Origin of the sequence: Promicromonospora alba, assembly GCF_042654905.1 — a bacterium.
GTDB classification, from domain to species: domain Bacteria; phylum Actinomycetota; class Actinomycetes; order Actinomycetales; family Cellulomonadaceae; genus Promicromonospora; species Promicromonospora alba.
In genome coordinates this window covers 624,344-644,903 of the sequence record NZ_JBHSFI010000001.1, presented here as the reverse complement: position 1 = coordinate 644,903, position 20,560 = coordinate 624,344, and the positions used below count along the sequence as shown (strand labels likewise).

At 70.7% G+C, this 20,560-nt stretch carries 27 protein-coding genes; 9 read left to right on the top strand and 18 right to left on the bottom strand.

Translation table 11 applies throughout. From position 1 onward, the window contains the following. Positions 1-43: 43 nt before the first annotated feature. The 6 genes from ACFO6V_RS03035 to ACFO6V_RS03010 all read right to left on the bottom strand — a co-directional run bounded on the left by ACFO6V_RS03035 (position 44) and on the right by ACFO6V_RS03010 (position 5,636). A complete protein-coding gene (locus ACFO6V_RS03035) occupies positions 44-1,048 on the bottom strand; it encodes a ThuA domain-containing protein (protein ID WP_377132044.1) in 1,005 nt (334 codons plus the stop codon). Positions 1,049-1,164: 116 nt separating this feature from the next. After that, positions 1,165-1,953, bottom strand: a complete 789-nt coding sequence (locus ACFO6V_RS03030; protein WP_377132042.1) for an ABC transporter ATP-binding protein — start codon at positions 1,951-1,953, stop codon at positions 1,165-1,167. After that, a complete protein-coding gene (locus tag ACFO6V_RS03025) occupies positions 1,943-2,686 on the bottom strand; it encodes an ABC transporter ATP-binding protein (RefSeq protein ID WP_377132040.1) in 744 nt (247 codons plus the stop codon). The genes ACFO6V_RS03030 and ACFO6V_RS03025 overlap by 11 nt, the downstream gene beginning before the upstream one ends. Continuing rightward, on the bottom strand, positions 2,683-3,708 hold the full coding sequence (locus ACFO6V_RS03020; RefSeq protein WP_377132038.1) for a branched-chain amino acid ABC transporter permease: 1,026 nt from the start codon (positions 3,706-3,708) through the stop codon (positions 2,683-2,685). Before ACFO6V_RS03020 ends, ACFO6V_RS03025 begins: the two co-directional genes overlap by 4 nt. After that, the gene (locus ACFO6V_RS03015; protein ID WP_377132036.1) at positions 3,692-4,576 is read right to left on the bottom strand and encodes a branched-chain amino acid ABC transporter permease; all 885 of its coding nucleotides are present in this window, start codon (positions 4,574-4,576) and stop codon (positions 3,692-3,694) included. Before ACFO6V_RS03015 ends, ACFO6V_RS03020 begins: the two co-directional genes overlap by 17 nt. A 4-nt stretch (positions 4,577-4,580) precedes the next feature. Beyond that, positions 4,581-5,636, bottom strand: a complete 1,056-nt coding sequence (locus tag ACFO6V_RS03010; protein WP_377132034.1) for an amino acid ABC transporter substrate-binding protein — start codon at positions 5,634-5,636, stop codon at positions 4,581-4,583. A 335-nt stretch (positions 5,637-5,971) separates the two neighbouring features. Here ACFO6V_RS03010 and ACFO6V_RS03005 point away from each other — a divergent pair, with 335 nt between their 5' ends. Beyond that, entirely contained in the window at positions 5,972-7,006 is a 1,035-nt protein-coding gene (locus ACFO6V_RS03005) for a LacI family DNA-binding transcriptional regulator (protein ID WP_377132031.1), read from the top strand. Positions 7,007-7,091: 85 nt separating this feature from the next. Here the strand turns inward: ACFO6V_RS03005 and ACFO6V_RS03000 are convergent, their stop codons facing one another. The 3 genes from ACFO6V_RS03000 to ACFO6V_RS02990 all read right to left on the bottom strand — a co-directional run bounded on the left by ACFO6V_RS03000 (position 7,092) and on the right by ACFO6V_RS02990 (position 9,878). Beyond that, positions 7,092-7,916 (bottom strand): alpha/beta fold hydrolase, encoded by an 825-nt coding sequence (locus tag ACFO6V_RS03000; protein ID WP_377132029.1) that lies wholly within the window; start codon positions 7,914-7,916, stop codon positions 7,092-7,094. Next, positions 7,913-8,425: a PadR family transcriptional regulator gene (locus ACFO6V_RS02995; RefSeq protein ID WP_377132027.1), complete on the bottom strand. Its 513-nt coding sequence runs from the start codon at positions 8,423-8,425 to the stop codon at positions 7,913-7,915. The genes ACFO6V_RS03000 and ACFO6V_RS02995 overlap by 4 nt, the downstream gene beginning before the upstream one ends. Positions 8,426-8,501: 76 nt before the next feature. Continuing rightward, on the bottom strand, positions 8,502-9,878 hold the full coding sequence (locus ACFO6V_RS02990) for a serine hydrolase domain-containing protein (protein WP_377132025.1): 1,377 nt from the start codon (positions 9,876-9,878) through the stop codon (positions 8,502-8,504). A 133-nt stretch (positions 9,879-10,011) separates the two neighbouring features. On the opposite strand from ACFO6V_RS02990, the gene ACFO6V_RS02985 reads away from it, so the two are divergent. Beyond that, positions 10,012-10,737 (top strand): TetR/AcrR family transcriptional regulator, encoded by a 726-nt coding sequence (locus ACFO6V_RS02985; protein WP_377132023.1) that lies wholly within the window; start codon positions 10,012-10,014, stop codon positions 10,735-10,737. 146 nt (positions 10,738-10,883) lie between these two features. Further along, a complete protein-coding gene (locus ACFO6V_RS02980; RefSeq protein WP_377132020.1) occupies positions 10,884-12,155 on the top strand; it encodes an ATP-grasp domain-containing protein in 1,272 nt (423 codons plus the stop codon). A 65-nt stretch (positions 12,156-12,220) separates the two neighbouring features. On the opposite strand, the gene rpmF is transcribed toward ACFO6V_RS02980, so the two are convergent. From rpmF to rpmB, 6 genes are all read right to left on the bottom strand, one after another. Continuing rightward, on the bottom strand, positions 12,221-12,391 hold the full coding sequence (gene rpmF / locus ACFO6V_RS02975) for a 50S ribosomal protein L32 (RefSeq protein ID WP_129787198.1): 171 nt from the start codon (positions 12,389-12,391) through the stop codon (positions 12,221-12,223). Positions 12,392-12,407: 16 nt separating this feature from the next. Beyond that, the gene (rpmG, locus tag ACFO6V_RS02970) at positions 12,408-12,575 is read right to left on the bottom strand and encodes a 50S ribosomal protein L33 (RefSeq protein WP_357451982.1); all 168 of its coding nucleotides are present in this window, start codon (positions 12,573-12,575) and stop codon (positions 12,408-12,410) included. After that, complete coding sequence (locus tag ACFO6V_RS02965) at positions 12,575-12,883, bottom strand: type B 50S ribosomal protein L31 (RefSeq protein ID WP_377132017.1); 309 nt, start codon at positions 12,881-12,883, stop codon at positions 12,575-12,577. Before ACFO6V_RS02965 ends, rpmG begins: the two co-directional genes overlap by 1 nt. Positions 12,884-12,899: 16 nt before the next feature. Then, the gene (gene ykgO / locus ACFO6V_RS02960; RefSeq protein ID WP_189671490.1) at positions 12,900-13,022 is read right to left on the bottom strand and encodes a type B 50S ribosomal protein L36; all 123 of its coding nucleotides are present in this window, start codon (positions 13,020-13,022) and stop codon (positions 12,900-12,902) included. A 70-nt stretch (positions 13,023-13,092) separates the two neighbouring features. Beyond that, positions 13,093-13,398 carry a 30S ribosomal protein S14 gene (gene rpsN, locus ACFO6V_RS02955; RefSeq protein WP_357451973.1) on the bottom strand — a complete coding sequence of 102 codons (306 nt, stop codon included), beginning with the start codon at positions 13,396-13,398 and terminating at the stop codon, positions 13,093-13,095. Beyond that, entirely contained in the window at positions 13,398-13,634 is a 237-nt protein-coding gene (gene rpmB / locus ACFO6V_RS02950; protein ID WP_377132014.1) for a 50S ribosomal protein L28, read from the bottom strand. Before rpmB ends, rpsN begins: the two co-directional genes overlap by 1 nt. Positions 13,635-13,763: 129 nt before the next feature. Here rpmB and ACFO6V_RS02945 point away from each other — a divergent pair, with 129 nt between their 5' ends. Continuing rightward, entirely contained in the window at positions 13,764-15,008 is a 1,245-nt protein-coding gene (locus ACFO6V_RS02945; RefSeq protein WP_377132012.1) for a GTP-binding protein, read from the top strand. Between the two features lie 74 nt (positions 15,009-15,082). Here ACFO6V_RS02945 and ACFO6V_RS02940 read toward each other — a convergent pair whose 3' ends face one another. Continuing rightward, a complete protein-coding gene (locus tag ACFO6V_RS02940) occupies positions 15,083-15,598 on the bottom strand; it encodes a GNAT family N-acetyltransferase (RefSeq protein WP_377132010.1) in 516 nt (171 codons plus the stop codon). An 84-nt stretch (positions 15,599-15,682) separates the two neighbouring features. Further along, on the bottom strand, positions 15,683-16,144 hold the full coding sequence (locus ACFO6V_RS02935) for an NUDIX hydrolase (protein ID WP_377132008.1): 462 nt from the start codon (positions 16,142-16,144) through the stop codon (positions 15,683-15,685). 287 nt (positions 16,145-16,431) lie between these two features. Here ACFO6V_RS02935 and ACFO6V_RS02930 point away from each other — a divergent pair, with 287 nt between their 5' ends. The 5 genes from ACFO6V_RS02930 (at position 16,432) to ACFO6V_RS02910 (ending at position 20,096) form a co-directional block, all read left to right on the top strand. Beyond that, on the top strand, positions 16,432-17,742 hold the full coding sequence (locus tag ACFO6V_RS02930) for a ricin-type beta-trefoil lectin domain protein (protein WP_377132006.1): 1,311 nt from the start codon (positions 16,432-16,434) through the stop codon (positions 17,740-17,742). Between the two features lie 135 nt (positions 17,743-17,877). After that, positions 17,878-18,492 carry a DUF4291 domain-containing protein gene (locus ACFO6V_RS02925; protein WP_377132004.1) on the top strand — a complete coding sequence of 205 codons (615 nt, stop codon included), beginning with the start codon at positions 17,878-17,880 and terminating at the stop codon, positions 18,490-18,492. 28 nt (positions 18,493-18,520) lie between these two features. Continuing rightward, positions 18,521-18,862, top strand: coding sequence for a hypothetical protein (locus ACFO6V_RS02920; protein WP_377132002.1), 342 nt, complete (start codon positions 18,521-18,523; stop codon positions 18,860-18,862). 91 nt (positions 18,863-18,953) lie between these two features. After that, entirely contained in the window at positions 18,954-19,673 is a 720-nt protein-coding gene (locus ACFO6V_RS02915) for an ASCH domain-containing protein (RefSeq protein ID WP_377132000.1), read from the top strand. An 84-nt stretch (positions 19,674-19,757) separates the two neighbouring features. After that, a complete protein-coding gene (locus tag ACFO6V_RS02910; RefSeq protein ID WP_377131998.1) occupies positions 19,758-20,096 on the top strand; it encodes a YciI family protein in 339 nt (112 codons plus the stop codon). Between the two features lie 9 nt (positions 20,097-20,105). Here the strand turns inward: ACFO6V_RS02910 and ACFO6V_RS02905 are convergent, their stop codons facing one another. Continuing rightward, positions 20,106-20,513, bottom strand: coding sequence for a VOC family protein (locus ACFO6V_RS02905; protein WP_377131996.1), 408 nt, complete (start codon positions 20,511-20,513; stop codon positions 20,106-20,108). Positions 20,514-20,560: the final 47 nt, after the last annotated feature.

Genomic DNA, 20,560 nt, shown 5'->3' with positions numbered 1-20,560 from the left:
GTCGTCATTGCGGAGTGCGTCTGTTGGTCGAGCGTGTCGAGACCTACCGGCAGAACGGCTGCGCCCCGGCCGCGCTGAGGATGCCGCCCACCACGTGCGTCTCGAACGACTCGGCGCCCGCGAGCGCCGAGTCCTCCGTCCAGGCGGCGGGGTCGTGGCCGAGCGTGGTGACCCACGCGCGACCGCCGTCGTAGTACTGGCACCACGAGACCGGGTGGTCGCCCGCGTGCCCGGGGTGGCCGTTGAACCCGGTGTGGTCGCCGATGGTCGCGGTGTCCACCTCGGCGAGGAACCGCACACCCGTGGGGAACGGTTCGAGGTGGTACCACTCGTCGCGGAAGTCCCACCGTCGGGGCAGGTCGCGCGTCGAGGCGTCGCGGCGGCTGGTCGTGACGACCTGCCCGTCGCGGTGCGGCCCGTGGTCGTAGAAGTTGGCTCCGCCGAGCAGCCCCTGGAACCACGGCCAGTGGTACATCGCGCCGAGCGTGTTGTGGATCGCGACGAAGCCGCCGCCCGACCGGACGTACTGCAGCAGCGCGGTCTGGGACGCGTCGTCGAGCATGGTGCGGGAGTTGCTGAGGAAGACGACGGCGTCGTACGGCGCGAGCTTGGCGGGGGCGTCGAGCTGGCGCACGTCCTCCGTCCAGTCGACCTCGAACCCGTGCTCCTGCCCCCACCGGACGACGGCGTTCTGTGCCACGTGCGCGGACGTGAGCGGCGGGTTCATGCCGGGAGGCAGCAGCGGCCCGAGGTGGGCGTGCCGGGAGCTGCCGGTCGCGGTGAGGACGAGCACGCGCACGACGCCGTCGTCGTCGCGCGGCAGGTCCCAGTCGTTGTAGCAGTCCGGGTCGGTGCCCCGGCAGACGCCGTAGTCGGCGAGCTTGTCCTGGTAGGTGTTCTGGTGCTGGGGCGCGGCAGCCGGTGTCAGCGCTGTCGGTGCGGGCGCCGCGAGGCGCAGGCCGGCGAGCAGGGCGGCGAGGATCGCGAGACCGAGCACCACCTGCCCCGCTCCGCCGAGAGACTTTCCGAGCATGTTCCTGAACGACATGACGTTCTCCTTTGAACGGCAATCAGTCAGCCCTGCTTCGTTGAGTGCTGGCTATTTGCGGGAAGTCGGGCCTCGATCCAACAAATAGCCAGCACTCAACGAAGCCAGGGAGTGGGTTAGGGGGCCTCCTTCGGGCGGCCGCCCAGGTAGAGCTGGGCCAGGCGCGGGTCGGCCAGGAGATCCGGGGCCGGGCCCGTGATGTGGACGCGGCCCAGGTCGAGCACGCAGCCGACGTCGGCCGCCTCCAGCGCCCGGCGCGCGTTCTGCTCGACCAGGAGCACCGCCGTACCGGCGTCGCGCATGCGCTGCACCTGCTCGAACACGATGGCCGTCGCCTTGGGGTCCAGCCCCATCGACGGCTCGTCGAGCAGCACGACCTTGGGCCGCACCATGAGCGAGCGGGCGAACTCGACCTGCTTCTGCTGCCCGCCCGAGAGCGCACCCGCCAGCGCCGACCACCGCTCGCCGACCAGCGGGAAGAGCCCAGTGACGAAGTCGGTGCGCTCGGCGACCAGCGCCTTGTCGCGCACCGTGTAGGCGCCGAGCAGCACGTTCTCCGCGACCGTCATCTCGGGGAACACGCTGTGCCCCTGCGGCACGTGGGACAGCCCGGCGGCCAGCAGCTGCTGCGGGGTGCGTCCGGTGACGTCGACGCCGTCGACCACCACGTGCCCGGAGCGCGGCCTGAGCATGCCGCTGGCGACCTTGAGCACCGTCGACTTGCCGGCGCCGTTCGGCCCGACGAGGCAGACCACGCTGCCCGGCGCGACCGTCACGGACAGCCCGCGCAGCACGAGCGCGGCGCGGCCGTAGCCCGCCTCGACGTCGGTCAGGCGCAGGAGGGGTTCGACGGCGGCCGGGCCGGCCGGCTCGACCGCGGGCGCGGGTGCCTGTTCAGACGCCAAGGTATGCCTCCAGGACCAAGGGGTCGTCCTGCACGACGGCGGGGGTGCCCTGCGCGATCGGCCGCCCCCTGTCGAACACGACCACGTGGTCGCTCAGACCCATGACGAGCTCCATGTTGTGCTCCACGATGACGAAGGTGCGGCCCTCGGCGTTGAGCTCCCGCACCAGGTCGGCGATGCGGTCCACGAGCGCGGGGTTCACGCCGCCCGCGGGCTCGTCGAGCATGATCGTGCGCGGGTCGCCCATGAGCACCCCGGCGAGCTCGAGCAGCTTCTGCTGGCCGTAGGAGATGTCGCGCGCCTCGGCGTGCTCCAGGTGGTCGATGCCGACGCGCGCCAGCAGCTCGCGCGCCCGCCCGACGTCGGCGGGGTTGCGCGACCCGCGCAGCCGCTGCAGCAGCCCGTGCGGCTGCACCGCGACCAGCATGTTCTCCAGCACGGTGAGCCGGGGGAAGATCCGGCAGAGCTGGAAGCTCCGGCCGATCCCGGACCGGGCGATCCGGTGCGGCGGCAGCCCCGTCACGTCCTTGCCCTGGTAAGTGACGGTGCCGGAGTCGGGTTTGATCATGCCGGTGACGCAGTTGAAGAACGTCGTCTTGCCCGAGCCGTTGGGGCCGATCAGAGCGTTGATCTTCCCCTCGTGAAAGTCCACGGACGCGCCGTCGACCGCCCGGACGCCGCCGAACGACTTGGTCAGGTCCTGCGTGGTCACCGAACCCAGGGACTCGCTCATCGGGCCGCCTCCTCGCGCTGCTTCGCCAGGTCCTCGGCGCTCACCTCGCGGATCGAAGCCGCCCCGCGCCGCCGGTTCAGGCCGGAGGTCAGGGCCGGGATGACGCCGTCCGGCATGAACAGGACGACCAGGCCGAGCAGGACGCCCGTGGCCACCAGGTGGAACTGCGTGTCGCCGTACTGGGACTTGAACACCTCTACCGCGTACCCCACGACGACGGCGCCGAGCAGCGGCCCGAAGAGGCTGCGCACCCCGCCGAGCAGCGACATGAGCACCATGTACGTGCCCACCAGGATCGAGAACTGGAAGATCGGGTCCAGGTAGCCGAACCACAGCGCGTACAGGCCGCCGCCCAGCGCGGTGAAGAACGCGCTCACCACGAGCGCCGTCAGCTTGTACGCGAACGTGGGCACGCCCAGCGCCTGTGCCTTGTCCTCGTCCTCGCGGATCGCCTTGAGCCCGGCCCCGAGCCGGGACCGCTCGATCGCCCACCACGTGAGCAGCGCGAGGGCGAGCAGCACGGCGTGCAGGTAGAAGAACCGCTCGTGCTGCTCGGGCCGCAGCACCTCGGTGCCGAACGGCCGCGGCACCCGCAGCCCGTTCGAGCCGCCGGTGAACGTGTGCCAGCTCTGGAAGGTGAGCTGCAGGATCAGCACCAGCGCTATCGATGCGATGACGAACGACGCGCCCCGCACACGCAGTGACGCGATGCCCACGGGGACCGCTATGACGGCGACGATCAGACCGCCTACGAGCAGCGCGAGCCACGGGTCCATCCCGGTACGGAGGATGAGCAGCGCCGTCGCGTAGCCGCCGAGGCCCGAGTAGGCGGCGTGGCCCAGCGAGATGTACCCGGTGAACCCGCCCACGAGGTTCCAGGACGTCGCGAGCACCGCGTAGCTGAGGATCACGACGCCGACGGACAGGATGAACGGGTCGGGGGCGAGGGACGGGAACAGGAGCACCACCGCCACGAGGGCGAGCAGGGCGGCGATCCGAAGGAACCTAGAAGCGTTGGGCAAGGCGACCTCCGAAGAATCCCTGCGGACGGATCATGAGGGTCACGAACAGGGCCAGGTAGAAGACGGTCTGCGCCCACGTGGTGCCGAGCGGCACCTGCAGCAGGCTCGCGGCCACGCCGAGCAGGAGGGCCGCGATCGCGGCCCCTGGGATGCTGCCCAGCCCGCCGACGACGATGATCGCCATCAGCGGACCGATCCAGTGCCAGTGCAGCGACGGGTAGATCGTGTAGTCGAGCGCGAGCGCCGTCCCGCCGATCGCCGCCGTCGCGAGCCCCAGCCCGAAGCCGAGGCCCGCCACGCGGTCGGTGTCGATGCCGACGAGCCGCGCCGCCTCGGGGTGCTGGGTGGTCGCGCGCAGGGCCCGGCCGAAGGAGGTCTTGCGCAGGATGACGAACAGCGCCCCGAGCGAGAGAGCCGCCAGCGCGAACGCGATCAGCTTGACGACGGCGATGCTGACGCCGAACACCTCGATGCTCGTGCCCGAGTACGGGAGCTGGACGCGCCGCTGCGTGCCGGTCCAGACGAACCCGAGCAGGCCCTCGATGGTCAGCGCCACGGCGAACGTCAGCAGCACCGACATCGTGGTGAGACTGATGGGCCGCAGCCGGGACACGAGGAACCGCTGCATCCCGTACCCGACCACGAAGAACAGCGGCACCGTGATGACCAGCGACAGCAGCGGGTCGAGCCCGGAGGTCTCGTGGAAGTACCAGGCGAGGTAGGCGCTAAGGATCAAGAACGCCGAGTGCGCGATCATGACCACCCGCATGACGCCGAAGTACAGCGTCAGGCCCGCCGCCAGGAGGGCGTAGAGCCCGCCCAGCAGGATGCCCAGCACCAGGCTCTGCGCGAACAGGGCACCGGTCATGCGATCACCACTCGGGCTTCGGGTGGACGAGGTCGGCTTCCTTGACGTCGTCGGGCAGCACGATCTTGATCTCGCCGTCGACGTACTGCTGGATCAGATGTGCGCTCTGCGGGCGGCCCTGCGCGTCCCAGCTCAGCGGGCCGACGACGGTCTCGACCTCGTTCCCGTGGAGCCAGTCGATGAGCTGCTGCTGGCACTCGGGCGACGGGTCGGCGCAACCCACGGCCTCGACCGCCGCGGCGACGACCTGCCCGGTGGTCCAGGCGTTCGCCTCGTCCTCGGCGGGCGGGGCGTCGTGCTCGGCCGTGTACGCCTCGACGAACTCCTCGTTCGAGGGGTAGGGCGCCGTCGTCGTGTAGCCGGTGGGCGCGAGGATGCCCTCGGTCTTGTCGCCGATCGCGGCGGGGAACTCGGCGTTCGTGGGGGCCCCGGAGATCGCCGCCATGTCGGGCTGGTAGCCCTGCTGCTGCAGCGCGACGACGAGGTTGACGCCGTCCTGGTACTGCGACCCGACGACGAGCAGGTCCGCCTCGGAGTCCGCGATCTTCGCCGCGATGCCGCTGAAGTCCGTGGTGTTCGGCGGGTAGACCTCGTCCTCGACCACCTCGATGCCCTCGGCGGCGAGCTTGTCCCGCAGGCCGTAGGCGGTGCCCTGGGCGAACGGGTCGTCCATGGAGGCGACGGCGACGGTCTGGGGCCGCTCGTCCTCGGGCAGGGCCAGGATGTACTCGGCGAGGTGGTCGTAGTGGTCGTCGGCGATGGCCGGCGCCGCGTAGAAGAGGTTGTCGAACCCCTGCTCGAACACCTCGGCGGCGGCCCCGGCGGGTTCCACGAAGAGGAACCCGTAGTCCTGCGCCACCTGGGCGGCGGGAATCACGAGCCGGGTCGAGAACGGCCCGAAGACGAGGTCGACGCCGTCCTGGTTGATCAGCCGCTCGTAGTCCGAGGCGACCCGGTCCGCGTTGGACTGGTCGTCGACGATGATCAGCTCCACCTGGCGGCCCAGCAGCCCGCCGTTCTCGTTCACGTGCGCCGCCCAGGCCTCGTAGCCGCGCTGCACGCCCTTGCCGGGTTCCGCGAAGTCCCCGGTCAGCGGCAGCGAGACGCCGATGACATCGGGTCGTCGGGGCCGGCGGACCCGTCGCCCTGGCTACCGCCCCCGTTAGGGCTGGCCAGACAGGCGGACAGGGTCATCGTCGTGGTCGCGGCGATAGCCGCTACCGTCAGGCGTCGGGTTGCTCTCATGGTCCACTCCCTTGTGGCAAGCGCTTCCGTAACCGCTTACGGCACTCTAGGAACTGGGACGCTGGGTGACAAGGGGTTTGGCACCGTCCATTACGTATCCCGTTCATCACGTATCGCAGTACCCGTGCCTACATCTGGCGAGGAGATCTGATGCGGAAGCACACCGCCGGGCTGCGCCTGGTCGACGTCGCCGAGCAGGCCGGCGTGTCCATCGCCACCGCGTCGCGCGCGCTGTCCGGTGCGGCAGGCGTGTCCGAGGCGCTGGCCGAGCGGGTGCGGGCCGTGGCGCGCGACCTGGGCTACGTCGCGAACGTGCACGCGCGGTCGCTCGCGAGCGGTGCGAGCCCCGGCGTCGGGCTCGTGGTGCACGAGATCGGCGACCCGTACTTCGCCGAGATCGCCAGCGGCGTGCTGGAGGTCGCCGGCACGCACGGCCGCATGGTGCAGATCTGTCACACGGGCCGCGACCCGTATGCGGAGGTGGCGCAGCTGCGGGCACTCGTCAACGCCCGCGTCGGGATCATCGTCGTGGCGGGGTCCGGGCACCTCGACCGTGACGTGCAGGTACGGATGAAGGCGGAGGTGCAGGGTTTCGAGGCCGCCGGCGGGCGGGTCGCCGTCATCGGCAGGCATCCGCACCTGGGCGTCGACGCCGTGGTGCCGGCCAACGTCGAGGGCGGCCGGGCGATCGCCGGGCACCTGCTCGGGCTCGGGCACCGCCGCATCGGCATCGCGGCCGGCTCACGCAGGCTCGCCACCATGGCCGACCGCCTCGACGGCGTCTCGCGTGCGCTGGGCGAGCACGGGCTGACGCTCGACGACCTGCCGCTGGTCGAGGCGGAGTTCACGCTCGACGGCGGCAAGGAGGCCGCCCGCCGCATCCTCGACGAGCACCCGGACGTCACGGCGATCCTCGCGCTCAACGACGACATGGCGGTCGGCGTGCTCTCGGTGCTGGGGGAGCGCGGCGTGGCGGTCCCCGGCGACGTGTCGGTGACGGGGTTCGACGACGTCACGGTGGCCGGGCACCTGTCGCCCGCCCTGACGACGGTGCGCCTGCCGATGAAGGACATGGGACGTCAGGCGCTCGAGCTCGCGCTCCTGCCGCGGGCCGCGCGTCCTCGCCGTCGGACCGCGGAGCAGGAGCTCATGGTGCGGGCCTCGACGGCGCGGGCGCGGGGGTGAGGCTCGGGTAGACACCACGAATTCGGAGTCGGTTGCTGAGCGTAGACGTTGTCTACCGAGAGCAACCGACCCCGAATTCGTGATGTCACCCCCGGACGGTACGGGGCGACCTGACGGGGAGCAGGGCGGGGGAGGGCTCGCCGGTCGTCAGCCAGTGGGTGAGGGTGTCGTGGAACAGGTCGGGGTCCTCGACGTCCCAGACGTGGTGCATTCCCGGCGCTAGCCGTGCGAAGGCGTGGGGCACGCGGGAGGTCACCTCGTCCAGCGCGTCTCGGATGACGCGGGGCTCCTTCTCGCCGACGATCGCGAGGACCGGGCCGGTGAACCGGCGGAGGCCGTCGAGGTCGCCGGCCGGGACGCCGTCGTAGATCTCCGGGACCATCCGGCGAATCGAGGTGCGGTCGATTCCGAGCCCAGTCCTGACGAAATGGTCGACCGAGTCCGGTGGCAGGCGGTACACCCTGGCCATCGTCTTCCAGTACCCGGGGAGGGCGAAGAGGCGCATCTGCGCCAGCCCGGCCCGGCGGGCGAACCCGCGCACACCCTGCAGGATCGCCCCGGTCACGAAGACGCTCCGGATCACGTCCGGGTGGCGCGCCGCGAGCGCGGTACCGACGACGCCGCCGAGCGACAGCCCGACCACGTGGGCCCGCCCGCCGTGGCCGCGCTCGCGGACGAGATCGGCGAGCTCGTCCGCCGTCGTCGAGAGGTCGGTCCAGGGATGCCCAGCCGACGCGCCGAACCCGGGCAGGTCCGGGACGAGGGAGTGGTGGTCGGGGAGCGCCTTGGCCTGCTCGGTCCACGACCAGCCGGCGACGCTGCCGCCGTGCAGGAACAGCACCGACTCGTCCGCGTCGGGGTGGTGCTCGGTGAGCTGGATCTTCGAGGGGCTGTTCGCAGAGCTGTTCACAGGGCGGCCTCCAGCTCGTCGAGCCACGTGAGCTCGGCCTGGACCTCGAGGATCCCCTTGCGCAGCGTCGCCGACCGGAGCCGGGCGGACAGGTCGCCGTCCACCACCGGGAGGTTCTCCAGCGTGGCGAGCAGACGACGCGCCGCGTTCCGGCGCTCCGCGAGGAGCGCCTGGACCAGCTCGGGGTCCTCCTCCCGCCCGACGAAGAAGAGCTTGCCCAGGAACGGCTCGCGGGGCTTCTCGTCGGGCAGCGGGGACCGCAGCCACTCGGTGAGCCTGGCGCGGCCGCCGTCGGTGAGCCGGTGCTCGCGGCGGTCGGGCTTGCCCGCCTGCGGCACGACGCGGACGTCGACCAGACCGTCCTGCTCGAGGCGGGCAAGCGTGCGGTAGATCTGCGACTGGTCGGCGGACCAGAAGTGGGCGACGGTGCCGTCGAAGGCTTTCTTGAGGTCGTAGCCGGTCATGGGGCGCAGGTCGAGGAGACCGAGGATCAGGGCGTCGAGTGCCATGCCACATACTCTACATCACATATATGGGACTGTGCATATATGGACGCCTCGACCGCGCCGCCGGACAGGCGAGCGGTCACGCGACCTTGGGGCCGCAGCGCATGCCGATGTAGACGCAGGCCGTACCGTCCGGCAGCGTGGAGAAGACGACGGGGATGTAGTCCTCGCTGAACGCCGCGCCCACGCCCGTGCCGGCGAACACGTTCTCCGTCACGGGCACCAGGTCGCACTCCAAGGGCTCCGAGAAGTCCTTCATCCCGCCGACGAACTCGTACACCAGGTGCCCCGCGCCGTCCCGCTCGGTCACGGTGATGACCACGCCCTCGCGCTGGTACGTCCCCACGAGTGGCGTGTAGTCCACCGCGGGCGGGTCGGCCGGCGGTGCGAAGGGTTCCGGCATCGTCACGCCGGCCAGCTCGGCGAGGAGCTCCCGGTAGAGCGCCGCGTACAGCTCGCGCGCGCCGCCGCCGTTGGTCAGCAGCGCTACCGCGACGCCCGCCGACGGCACGACCCTCAGGTAGCCGTACTGCCCGATCGAGGCGCCGTCGTGCCCGTAGCCCTGGATGCCGTTCCAGTCGTACAGGGTCCAGCCCAGGCCCCAGCCGTCCGCGCTGACCGTCCACTTGTCGGGGGAGTCCACGACCCTGCGCTGCATCAGCGCGACCGTCTCCGCGGCGAGCACCCGCGTGCCGTCGTGCGCCACACCGCCCGCGAGGTGCAGCTGCGCGAGCCTGGCGAGGTCGCCGGCGCTCGCGATGACCCGGCCGTACGGTCCGGCAGAGCGCGGCATCAGGTCCCAGGACGGTGCCGGGTCCGGGTCCTGGCCGGCCTCGCCCAGGTGACCCATCGCCGCACGGAACCGGAGCGCCTCCTCGGGCAGCGTCATGGTGTGCGTGAGGCTGAGCGGGGTCAGGAGCAGATCCTTGAGCGCCTCGTCCCAGACCTTGCCGGTCACCACCTCGATGATGCGGCCGAGCACGTTGTAGCCGACGCTGCTGTACGAGATGACCGTGCCCGGCGGGCAGTCGAGCGCCACGTCCTTCGCCGCCTCGACGTACTTGGCCAGGCAGTCGTCGCCGCGGCCGCTGTCGTGGTTGAAGTCGCAGGTCAGGCCGCTCGTGTGGCTGAGCAGCTGACGCGTGGTGATCGCCTTGGTCGCCTCGGCGTCGGCCACCGAGAACTCCGGGAGCACCTCGACGACGGGAGCGTCCAGGTCCAGCTCGCCGGCCTCGACGAGCCGCATGATCGCGGTGGCCGTGTAGACCTTGGCGATCGAGCCCATCTGGAAGACCGAGTCGGTAGTGGCCTCGACGCCGGTCCCGCGGTGCAGCACGCCGCTGGCCAGCTCGTGGACCGTCCCGTCGACGAGGAGTGCCAAGGACGCGCCGGGGACGTGGTGCTCGGCGCGCAGCTCGTCGAGGCGGGCCTGCCAGTGGGCGAGGTTCACGGTCATGTCATTTCTCCTTGGATGCGTACGGTGTTCCGCTGATGCGAACACTGTACGCACAGCGGAACACTGTACGCAAGACGCGTACGGTGTGCGCTAGCCTGAGGTCGAAGAGACGTGACGAGAGGAAGTGGGCTGCATGCCGGTCGACCCCAAGGTGCCCGGATCGGTGTGGACCCGTCCGAGCCGCCCGCAGCGGGAACAGCTGACGCGCGAGCAGATAGTGGCCGCCACGATCGAGATGCTCGATGCCGAGGGTGTCGGGGCGCTCAGCATGCGCAAGCTCGGCACGCGCCTGGATGCCGCCGCGACGTCGCTCTACCGGCACGTGGCCAACAAGGACGAGCTGATGGAGCTCGTCGTGGACGACATCTACGGCGAGCTGGAGATCCCGGCGGCCGAGGGTGCTGCGGACTGGCGTGTCGCCGTCGCGCGCGCCGCGGCCGACCTGCGGGCGATGGCCCTGCGGCATCCCTGGATCGCCCCCGAGCTCGGTCAGGCCGGCCTGACCCACGTCGGCCCCCACACCATGCGGGTGTCGTCGGAGCTGCTGGCGCTGTTCGAGGCAGCCGGCTTCCCGGCGCAGGAGAAGGACCAGGCGATGGGGACGCTGATGGCCTACGTCATCGGCATCGTGACCTCGGAGGCCGCGTACCTCTCGCTGATCGCCCGCAGCGGCAGGACGGAGCGCGAGTGGGTGGCGGACCAGCGCCCCCGCTTCGACGAGGCGTCCCAGGAGCACCCGCGGCTGCGCGACGGGGGCTCCGCCCGGCAGGACGTGGACCCGGAGACGATTCGCGACGAGGACTTCGCGTACGGGCTCGACCGGATCCTGGACGGACTGGCGGCCCGGCTCGACGCCTGAACGATTCCGCGGTCGCCGCGACCCTCCGGTCGTACTTTTCCACAAGCATCGCCGGATGGACGAGAACGACCCGGCGATCCGTGGCAGGCTGTGCGCCATGTTGAGAACGACTCTCGTTCGCGCCCGTCTCGACGGAGGGCGCTGACGTGGCGAACCTGCTCATGATCGAGAGCTGGCTGCAGTCCACCGGCCTCATGCTCCCGCCCCTGCTGCGCGACGGCGGCCACCACTACGTCCTCGTGACCCGCGACCCCGACCTCTATCGCCTGCCCGACGGCGAGCCCCATCCCGTCCTGGCGCTCGCCGACGAAGTGGTGGTGGCCGAGACCAACGACGCTGCCGCCCTCGTCGCCGCGGCCCGGGCGGTTGCGGCTCGGCGGGGGGTCGACGGCGTGCTGACGACCTGCGACTACTACCTGCCGGCCGTCGCGCTCGTCGCCGAGGAGCTGGGCCTGCCCGGCGCGCCGGCCGACGTCCTGCACACCGCCACGCGCAAGCACCTGGTACGCCACGTGCTCGCGGCGAAGGGCGTGCCGGACGTGCCGTACGCGGTGGCGTCCACCTGGGCGCAGGCACACAAGGCGGCCGCCGATCTCGGCTACCCGCTGGTGGTCAAACCCGTCGACATGAACTCCGGGACCGGCGTGCGCAAGGTGCACGACGAGGCGGGGCTGGCCGTCGCCTTCGCCGAGGCGACGGCGCCCGAGCGCAACACCCGCGACCAGCCGCTGGAGCGGCTCGCGCTGCTCGAGCGGGTGCTGGAGGGCCCCGAGTACAGCGTGGAGTCGGTGACCAGGGACGGCGTCACGCGGGTGCTGGGCATTACCGCAAAGTCGGTGGCGGAGCCGGGCGTCGAGGCCGGGTCCGGGTTCGTCGAGTCGGGGCACCTGTTCCCGGCGCCGCTCCCGGCCGGCGAGCGTGCCGTGATCGAGGAGCATGTCGTGGCGGTGCTCGACGCCGTCGGGCTCACGCACGGGATCAGCCACACGGAGGTGCGGGTCACTGCCGCCGGGCCGCGCCTGATCGAGCTGAACCCGCGGCAGGGCGGCGGCTACATCTTCGAGCTCGTGCGCCTGGTGACCGGGTTCAACCCGCTGCAGGTGCTGGTGGACCTGGCGCTCGGCCGGGAGCCGGTGCCCGGGCCCTCGGTCGCGGCCAGCGCGGCGGTGACGTTCCTGCTGCCGCCGACGGACGGCGTCGTGCGCGAGGTGCTGGGCGCGGAGCGCCTGGCCGCGGACGACCGCGTGGTCGGCTACGAGACGCCGTCGGCGGGCCGTGAGGTGCGGCCCGGCGACAACAACGAGCGGATCGGGCACGTGCTCGTCGCGGACCCGATGGGTCAGGACGCGAAGACCTGGGCCGACGAGCTGGCGGCAGGCCTCGACGTCCGCATCGACACGATGGCCGCGATCCGCTGACCGAGCGCTTGGTCGCGCACACAGCAAACGCCCCGGCGCTGAGCGCCGGGGCGTCGTGCGTGGTGTCAGTCCGGGACGATCAGGCCACGCCGGACGGCGGGGACCAGCCGGGCCGGGACCTTCACCTGGCGTCCGTCCACGGTGGTCACCGGGACGAGCTCCGGCACCTGGGCCTTCCACTGCGACCGACGAGATCGCGTGTTCGACCGGGACATCTTTCTCTTGGGGACCGCCATGACGGCCTCCTTTCTGTCAGCGCTCCTCGCGGAAGTCCACGTGCTTGCGGATCACGGGGTCGAACTTGCGCAGGATGAGCCGGTCGGGGGTGTTGCGCCGGTTCTTGCGGGTCACGTAGGTGAAGCCGGTGCCCGCCGTCGAGCGCAGCTTGATGACCGGTCGGAGGTCAACGCGTGAGGCCATCAGTTACCGCCCTTGCTGTCGTCGGTGCTGCTGCTGTTGCCGTGCTTGGCGTAGCGCTGGCGGAACTTCTCGATGCGGCCGGCGGTGTCGACCACGCGGGCCGAGCCGGTCCAGAACGGGTGGCTCTCGCTGCTGATCTCGATGTCGACCACGGGGTACGTGTTCCCGTCGGTCCACTCGATGGTGGCCGTCGGGCGGCCCGGGCCGCCGGCGGTGTCACCGGCGAGCGTCGAGCGAGTGAGGAACGTGAAGCCCGCGCTCGTGTCCCGGAACACCACGGGGCCGTAGGTGGGGTGGATGTTCTTCATTGCTGGCTCCTTCCGCTCAGCCCTGGCGCGCCTTCCAGCGCGGGTTGAGCTTGTTGATCACGAACGTCTTGCCGTGCCGGCGCACTACCTTCGCGCCGGGCTTGTTCTTCAGGGACCGCAGGGACGCGCGAACCTTCATGTGTCACTCCTTCGATGTGGGGGCGGGTCCGGGATCTGGCCCGGTGCTCCGGGTGGTTACCGGCCGGCTGTCACCAGCTGGACTTCGTCACCCCGGGCAGCTCGCCCCGGTGCGCCATGTCGCGCAGCCGGATACGGGACAGTCCGAACTTCCGCGAGTACGCGCGGGGCCGGCCGTCGACGATGTCGCGGTTGCGCAGCCTCGTCGGGCTGGCGTCTCGCGGCTGCTTGGCCAGCTCGCTGACGGCGGCGGCGCGCACCACGGCGTCGAGCTTCAGGTTCCGGATGATTCCCCGCAGCTCGGCGCGTCGCTCGGCGTACCGGGCGACCACCTCGCGGCGTCGGGCGTCGGCGGCGATCTTCGACTTCTTGGCCATCAGACCTTCTCCCCTCGGGCAAGGATCTGGGCCACGACCACGTCGATGCCCTTGCGATCGATGGTCTTGATGCCCTTGGCACTCACGCGGAGCGTGACGGTGCGGCCGAGCGACGGAACCCAGTAGCGCTTCTTCTGGATGTTCGGGTTGAACCGGCGCTTGGTACGCACGTGGGAGTGCGAGACCGAGTGGCCGAAACCTGGCACGGTGCCCAGCACCTGGCATCTGGCTGACACATGACCTCCTGCAGTTGCGACGGCGACGTGGCCGCCGCGTGTGAGAACGGTTCTCATAACGCGCTACAGTGAACCAGAACTGAGAACGGTTATCAATAATTCCCGGCTGGACCGGGGCGAGGAGGCAGCATGTACCGAACCGGCAAGAACCGCGGAACCATCCCGGTGAGCGTCCTGGCCACCACCGATCCGGTGCTGCGCGACTCCGCGCTGTTCGGCCTCCTCATGGACGCGCCAGGGGTCGTCGCCGTGCGGCACGACATCCACGCCGACCACCTGCGCCGCGTCGTCCTGGACGCCACGGGCGTCATCGAGGACGTGATCGTGCCGCTCGAGCACGCCTGCCTCTCGTGCGCCGTCCGCGAGGACGCCGTCCCCACGATCGCCCGCCTCGCCCGCGACGGCCGCTGGGCCCAGGTGCTGCTCGCACTGCCCGTCAGCGCCGAACCCCTACCCGCCGCCCGCGCCCTCGCCATCGCCGCGGAGCCCGGGGGAGCGCTGGACCACACCCACGTCGCGACGTCCTTCACGGTCGTCGACCTCGACGCACTCCAGCAGGACCTCTTCGGCGACGACACCCTCGCCGAACGCGGCCTCGAGCTCACCGACGACGACGAACGCTCGGTCGGCGAGGCGCTCGCGGCCCAGATCGAGCAGGCGGACCTGATCGTGACGAGCTCGGTGTCGACCGCGCCGTCATCGCTGACCGAGCCCGCCCCGGTGGCTGAGCCTGCCGAGGCCCCGCACGCGTCGCTGGTCGAGCCTGTCGAGACCCCGCCGGCCGAGACCTGGTCCGCCACCTCGTCCGGCCTGCTCGACCGCCTCCGCGGCGCCGGGACGCGGCGCGTCGACGGCCTGCACGCGCTCTCGGCGTCGCACCTCGCCGCCGCCAGGCACTCGCCGGTCCGCGCCGAGCGCCGGGCCCACCCCCTCGGCGCGGTCGTGTTCACCGGTCCCGGCAGCCTGCCCGGCGACCGGAGCTGGACGCTCGAGCTGCGCTCGGCGCTGCCCTTCCACCCGGAGCGGGTGCTGGACCACATCGAGGAGCTCAGCGCGGGCAGCCTCCGGGCGCGCGGCGTGTTCCACGTCGCCGACCGGCCGGGGCTCGCCTGCCTGTGGGACGGCGCCGGCGGGCAGCTGGCCTTCGCCGATCTCGGACCGTGGGCGGAGGTGTGCGCCGGGACGAAGCCGCACACCCGGATCGTGGTGGTGGGCGTGGCCGACGACCGCGGCCTCGGCCTGGACCGCGAGCGGGAGCGGCTGCGCGACGTCTTCCACGCCGCGCTGTGCACCCCCGAGGAGCTGGCCGCCGGCGTCGAGTGGTTGTGGCGCGAGGATCACCTGGCCCCTTGGCTGGGCGCCCGCTCCGTCTAAGCCCTTGTTGAGTGCTGGGTATTTGCCCTCTCGGAACGTTCCGACAGGGCAAATACCCAGCACTCAACGGGGTGTCAGCGGGGGGAGAGGTAGGCCGCCGACCGGGGGCGTGCGCCCGACGGATCCGTCCAGCTGGCCGGGCCTGCTGTTACGCGGGTCCAGCCGAGGCGTTCGTAGAGGCGGACGGCGGGGCCGCCGTCGTCCACGACGTCGAGGACGAGCCGTCGTCCGCGGCGGGGTGGCAGGTCCTCGACCCGCTCCAGGAGGGTGGTGGCCACCCCCGTGCCGCGTGCCGCCGGGGTGACGAACAGGCGGCTGACACCGGCGAGGCCCGTGACCGGGACCTTGGCGGCCTCCGCCAGCTCGGCGGCGTACTCGACCTTGCCGCCCTCGACGATCATCACGTGGCCGACGATCTCGCCGTCGGCGAGCGCGACCCACGCGCCGAGCGTGCCGTCGGGCGTGAGCCAGGCGATCGGGTCGTCCGGCCAGACCATCGGGTAGCGGTCGTTCTCATGGACGAGCCGCAGTGCGTCCGCCACCCGGTCGAGGTGGGCGTCGTGGCGCGGGGCGATCATGAGGGCGGGCACGGGGCTCAAGGTATCCGACGTCGATTGCGCCGGTGTTGCGGGAGCCGCCCTGGTGCGACGTCGATGTCGGTGCTGGGCGGCGGGCTACCGGAAGTGGCCCCGCACGACGGCCTGGCGGATCGCCGACTTGTAGTCGTCGGGCATGTTGAGGGCGTGGGCCTCGTCCGGAGTGACGAGGACGAGTTCCTTGTGTTCGTGGCTGTAGGCGGGCGCGGCGACGCCGTCGTACGTGGCAAGGAACGTCAGGACGAACACGTGGCGGTCCGGGAAGACCCGGTACACCCAGCTGTGGAACGGCTCGCCAACCGTCGCATCCCAGGCGAGCTCCTCCCGGATCTCGCGCGAGAGGCACTCCGCCGGATCCTCGCCCAGGTCGAGCTTGCCGCCCGGCAGCTCCCACTCGTCGCGCTCGTTGCGCAGGAGCGGCAGCCGGCCCTTCCAGCTGATCACCGCCTTGAGCGAGACCGGCAGCCGGTACTCGAAGTAGCCGGGGTTGCGTTCGACCAGGTAGGGCTCGCCGGGGGAGCGGGTGTTGAGTATCGGCACGGTTCGACGGTAGCCGGGGTTGAGCCTCGCGCTGGTGACGGCGGTCTGCTGAAACACCGTCGCTGAGATATCTGATGTCTGACGTGTTACTGCAAGAACGCCTTAATCGTTTAGATTCCCGTGGGCATTCGGACTGTCCTTGATTTTCAAGGCAACGCACGACAGGATTCCCAGCGACTGGAAGCGCTTCCAGTCGACGCCCACTCGCGTCTTCCGCGGCAACGTACCTCTCATGCGATGCCGCCCCACAGGTCTCCAACGATGCTGACCACAAGGAGTTTCGTCCTATGTCGAGATTCAGATCTGCTCTCGTGTGCCTCGCAACCGTGATCGTCGTGGCGACGGCCGGGGGTGTGCCTGCCCAGGCCGCCGAGGCGCCTCAGGCCAGCGCCTCCGACGTCACCGTGGCCGCCAGCTCCGGCTGCGGGAAGGCCCCGACCCTCAACAGCGGCAAGCACAACATCCAGAGCAGCGGCCAGAACCGCAGCTACATCCTCAAGGTCCCCGCGAACTACGACCGCAACAAGCCGCACAAGCTGATCTTCGGCAACCACTGGTTGGGCGGCACCGCCGAGCAGGTCGCCGGTGGCGGCTCCGACGGCGCCGTCTACGCGCACTACGGGCTCGACGCCCTGTCCAACGGCTCGGCGATCTTTGTCGCGCCGCAGGGCCTGAACAACGGCTGGGCCAACTCGAACGGCCAGGACGTCGTGTTCTTCGACGACATGATCCGGACGGTCGAAGCCGCCCTCTGCGTCGACGAGTCGCAGCGGTTCTCCCTGGGCTTCAGCTATGGCGGCGCGATGAGCTACGCGCTGGCGTGCGCCCGCCCGAACGTGTTCCGCGGGGTCGTCGCGATCGCCGCGCCCGGCGGGATCAGCGGCTGCAGCGGGGGCACGGGGGCCGTGGCCTACATGGGCATCCATGGTGTCTCGGACAACATCGGCGCCGGGCGCGGCATGCGCGACCGGTTCCTCTCCAACAACGGCTGCGCCGCGCAGAACGCGCCGGAGCCGGCTGCGGGCAGCCTGACGCACACCCTCACCACCTACTCCTGCCGCGCCGGCTTCCCGGTCGTGTGGGCGCCGTTCGACGGCGGCCACCAGCAGGGACCGGTCGACGGTTGCCGCGGCTGCGAGAGCGGCGCCCGCAGCTGGGTGAAGGGCGAGATGTGGCGCTTCATCAGCCAGTTCTCCTCCACCCCGCCCGCCGACAGCGGCCAGGTGCGCAACAGCGGTGCCAACCGCTGCCTGGACGTCTCGGCGCAGTCGCAGTCGAACGGTGCGGTCGTGCAGCTGTGGGACTGCCACGACGGGGCGAACCAGCAGTGGTCCGTCACCGCTTCGAAGCAGCTCTCCGTCTACGGCGGCAAGTGCCTCGACGCCGAAGGCGCCGGGACCTCACCGGGGACCAGGGCCATCATCTGGGACTGCCACAGCGGCGCGAACCAGCAGTGGAACGTGAACGCCAACGGCACGATCACCGGCGTCCAGTCGGGACTGTGCCTGGGCACGACCAACAACGGGACGGCCAACGGGACCGTGGCGGTGCTGTCGGCCTGCAACGGCTCGACGAGCCAGAACTGGGCTCTGAGCTAAACCGCCGGCCGGCGCACCCGCTGCGCCGCGCAGAAGTGGACGGGCCCTCCGCGAGGGGGCCCGTTCCGCTGCGCGCTTGAACGGCGGGGCAAATCGCTTGGGTCAACGCCGCCCAGGTGGCTACGGTCAGCGCCGATGAACACTCCGAAACGACAGGTCCGTGCCGTCCACGACGCCGACACGATCACCGTCTACCAGGCCTATCCGCCCGCGATCGCCGACACCGCCGTGCGGGCCGGCCGGTTCGTCCCGCCGTTCAAACGCGAGCGGATGACCTGGGTCAAGCCGTCGTTCTGCTGGATGATGTACCGCTGCGGCTGGGCGACCAAGCCCGGTCAGGAGCGCGTGCTGGCCCTCCGTATGTCGCGCGCGGGCTTCGAGCAGGCGCTCGGCATGGCGTCCCTGAGCCACTTTGACCGCACGCTGCACGACGACGCCGCGGCGTGGGCCGCGCAGAAAGCGGCCAGCCCGGTGCGGGTCCAGTGGGATCCGGAGCGCACTCCGACCGGCGTCGCGCTGGAGCATCGGTCGTTGCAGGTCGGGATCGGCGGGCAAGCCGTGGCCGCGTACGTGGACGAGTGGGTGGTCGGGCTGGAGGACATCACCGATCAGGTCCGGGCCTGGCGGGCCGAGCTGACCGGCGGCGTCGTGCCTGCGTTGCCCGACGAGACGCCCTACCCGCTACCGACGTCGGTCGCGTCGCGGATCGGCGCGGATCTTGCCGCGCCGTCGTTATTGGCCTCGAAGTGAGCGGCGCGATCATGCCAGGATCCGCCCCATGGAGACGGTGACACTGTGGCGGCCGACCGGGCCTACGGAGCTGGCCCTGGTCGAGGAGGCGCACTGGCGCGCCTGGCCGCCACGCCTGCCGGACCAGCCGATCTTCTACCCGGTGCTGAACGAGGACTACGCGACCCGGATCGCACGTGACTGGAACGTCAAGGCGAGCGGTGTCGGGTACGTGACGCGGTTCGACGTCGCCAAGGAGTTTCTCGACCGGTACGAGGTCCAGCAGGCCGGCGGGCAGACGATCCTCGAGTACTGGATCCCCGCGGAAGACCTTGCCGAGCTCAACGAGAACATCGTTGGCCGGATCGAGGTCGTGGCGGAGTTCCGGTGATTAGTGCGCACGTCTGACTGCGCCCCGGAGGAATGGGCACACTGAGGAAAAGACTTCGATGCGCCCCGACCGCGTGTGCCAGGCTCGGCGCATGCTGATCGCTCCTGAACAGCGCCTCCTCGACGCGGCGCTCGACACCGCCTCCCGCCTCCCGGCGGACGGCACCTACCTGAACACCGTCGCGTCTGCGGTGATGGACATCCACGGCGACATCTACACCGGCGTGAACGTCGCCCACTTCAACGGAGGCCCGTGCGCCGAGCTCGTCACACTCGGGGTAGCGGCTACCGCAGGGGCAGGCCCGATCGCGCTGGTCGTCGCGGCAGGCGACGAGGGCCGCGGCGTCATGCCCCCGTGCGGACGCTGCCGCCAGGTCCTGCTGGACCAGCAGCCGGACTGTCGCGTCATCGTGCCAGACGGCGACGACGCGAGCTCGGTCCCGGCCCGCGAGCTGCTTCCGTACCCGTCACAGCACCCGGACGCCGATCCGCCGCGCCTGCTGCGGTTCAATCCGCGGCACTGGGACAGCGTGGTCGACGGCGCAAAGACCGCCACCACCCGCTTCGACGACCCCACCGTGCCAGGGCCGGCCACCCTCCTGTTCGAGTTCGACGACCGGTACCGGTCCATGCCCGGAGTCATCGAGTCCGTCGAGCACGTCCGGTTCGCCGACATCACGGATGCCCAGGCCGCCCTGGAGGGCTGTACCGCCGACGAGCTGCGCACGGCACTGCGGACCCACTACTACCCGGACGTCACTGACGGCGACCTCGTCGACTTCGTGCGATTCCGCGTCGTCACAACGGGCTGACCGGCGAGCCGTTTCTGGCAGGCCCCGCTCGCTCTACGCTGGGCTGAGCAGCCGAAGGATGCCTCAGGACAAGGGAGTCGTGAGATGACGCGGTACCTGATCTCGTTCGAGGACGGCGCGATGACGTTCCCGGAGGAGGACCTGCCCGACGTCGCCAGGGCCTCGCACTACGTGGTCCAGCAGGCCAAGGACGAAGGCGTGTGGATCTTCGGCGCGGGGCTGAACGTCCGCAAGGTGAGCGTCGTGGACACTGACGGTTCGGTGACCGACGGCGTGCCCCCGCGCAGCACTGAACGCCTCGGCGGGTTCTCGATCATCGACGTGCCCTCACGCGAGGAGGCCACCGCGTGGGCCGCCCGGTTCGCCGTCGCCTGCCGGTGTGCGCAGGAGGTCCGGGAGCTGATGTCCGACCCGGAGTCCTGAGCGTTCCGGTTACGCGCGGGTCGAGATCTGCTGGACGGCCCAGGCGTTCCCGTCGGGGTCGCTGAAGAAGCAGAACCCCACGTTGTCGAGCGGTTCCGGCGTGGGTGAGGGGCTCTCTCCGAGCACCTGGACGCCGGTCACGTCCACGCCTCGTCCGGCCAGCTCCGCCTGCGCCGCGGTGACGTCGCTGACGACGAGCTGCAGGCCCTTGAGCGAACCGGCAGGCATCTCCGCGACAACTCCTTCGCCGATGACTATCGAGCATCCCGATCCGGGTGGCGTCAGCTGGACGATCCGCTTGCCCTCGCCGATCTTGACGTCGTGGTCGACATGGAAGCCGACCTTGTCGCTGTAGAAAGCCTTGGCGCGGTCGACGTCGGATACCGGGACGACGACGACTTCGAGGGTCCACTTCATGGTTGCTCCTCCTGCGGATGAGTGACTTCCGGGCCCTCCTGATGTTC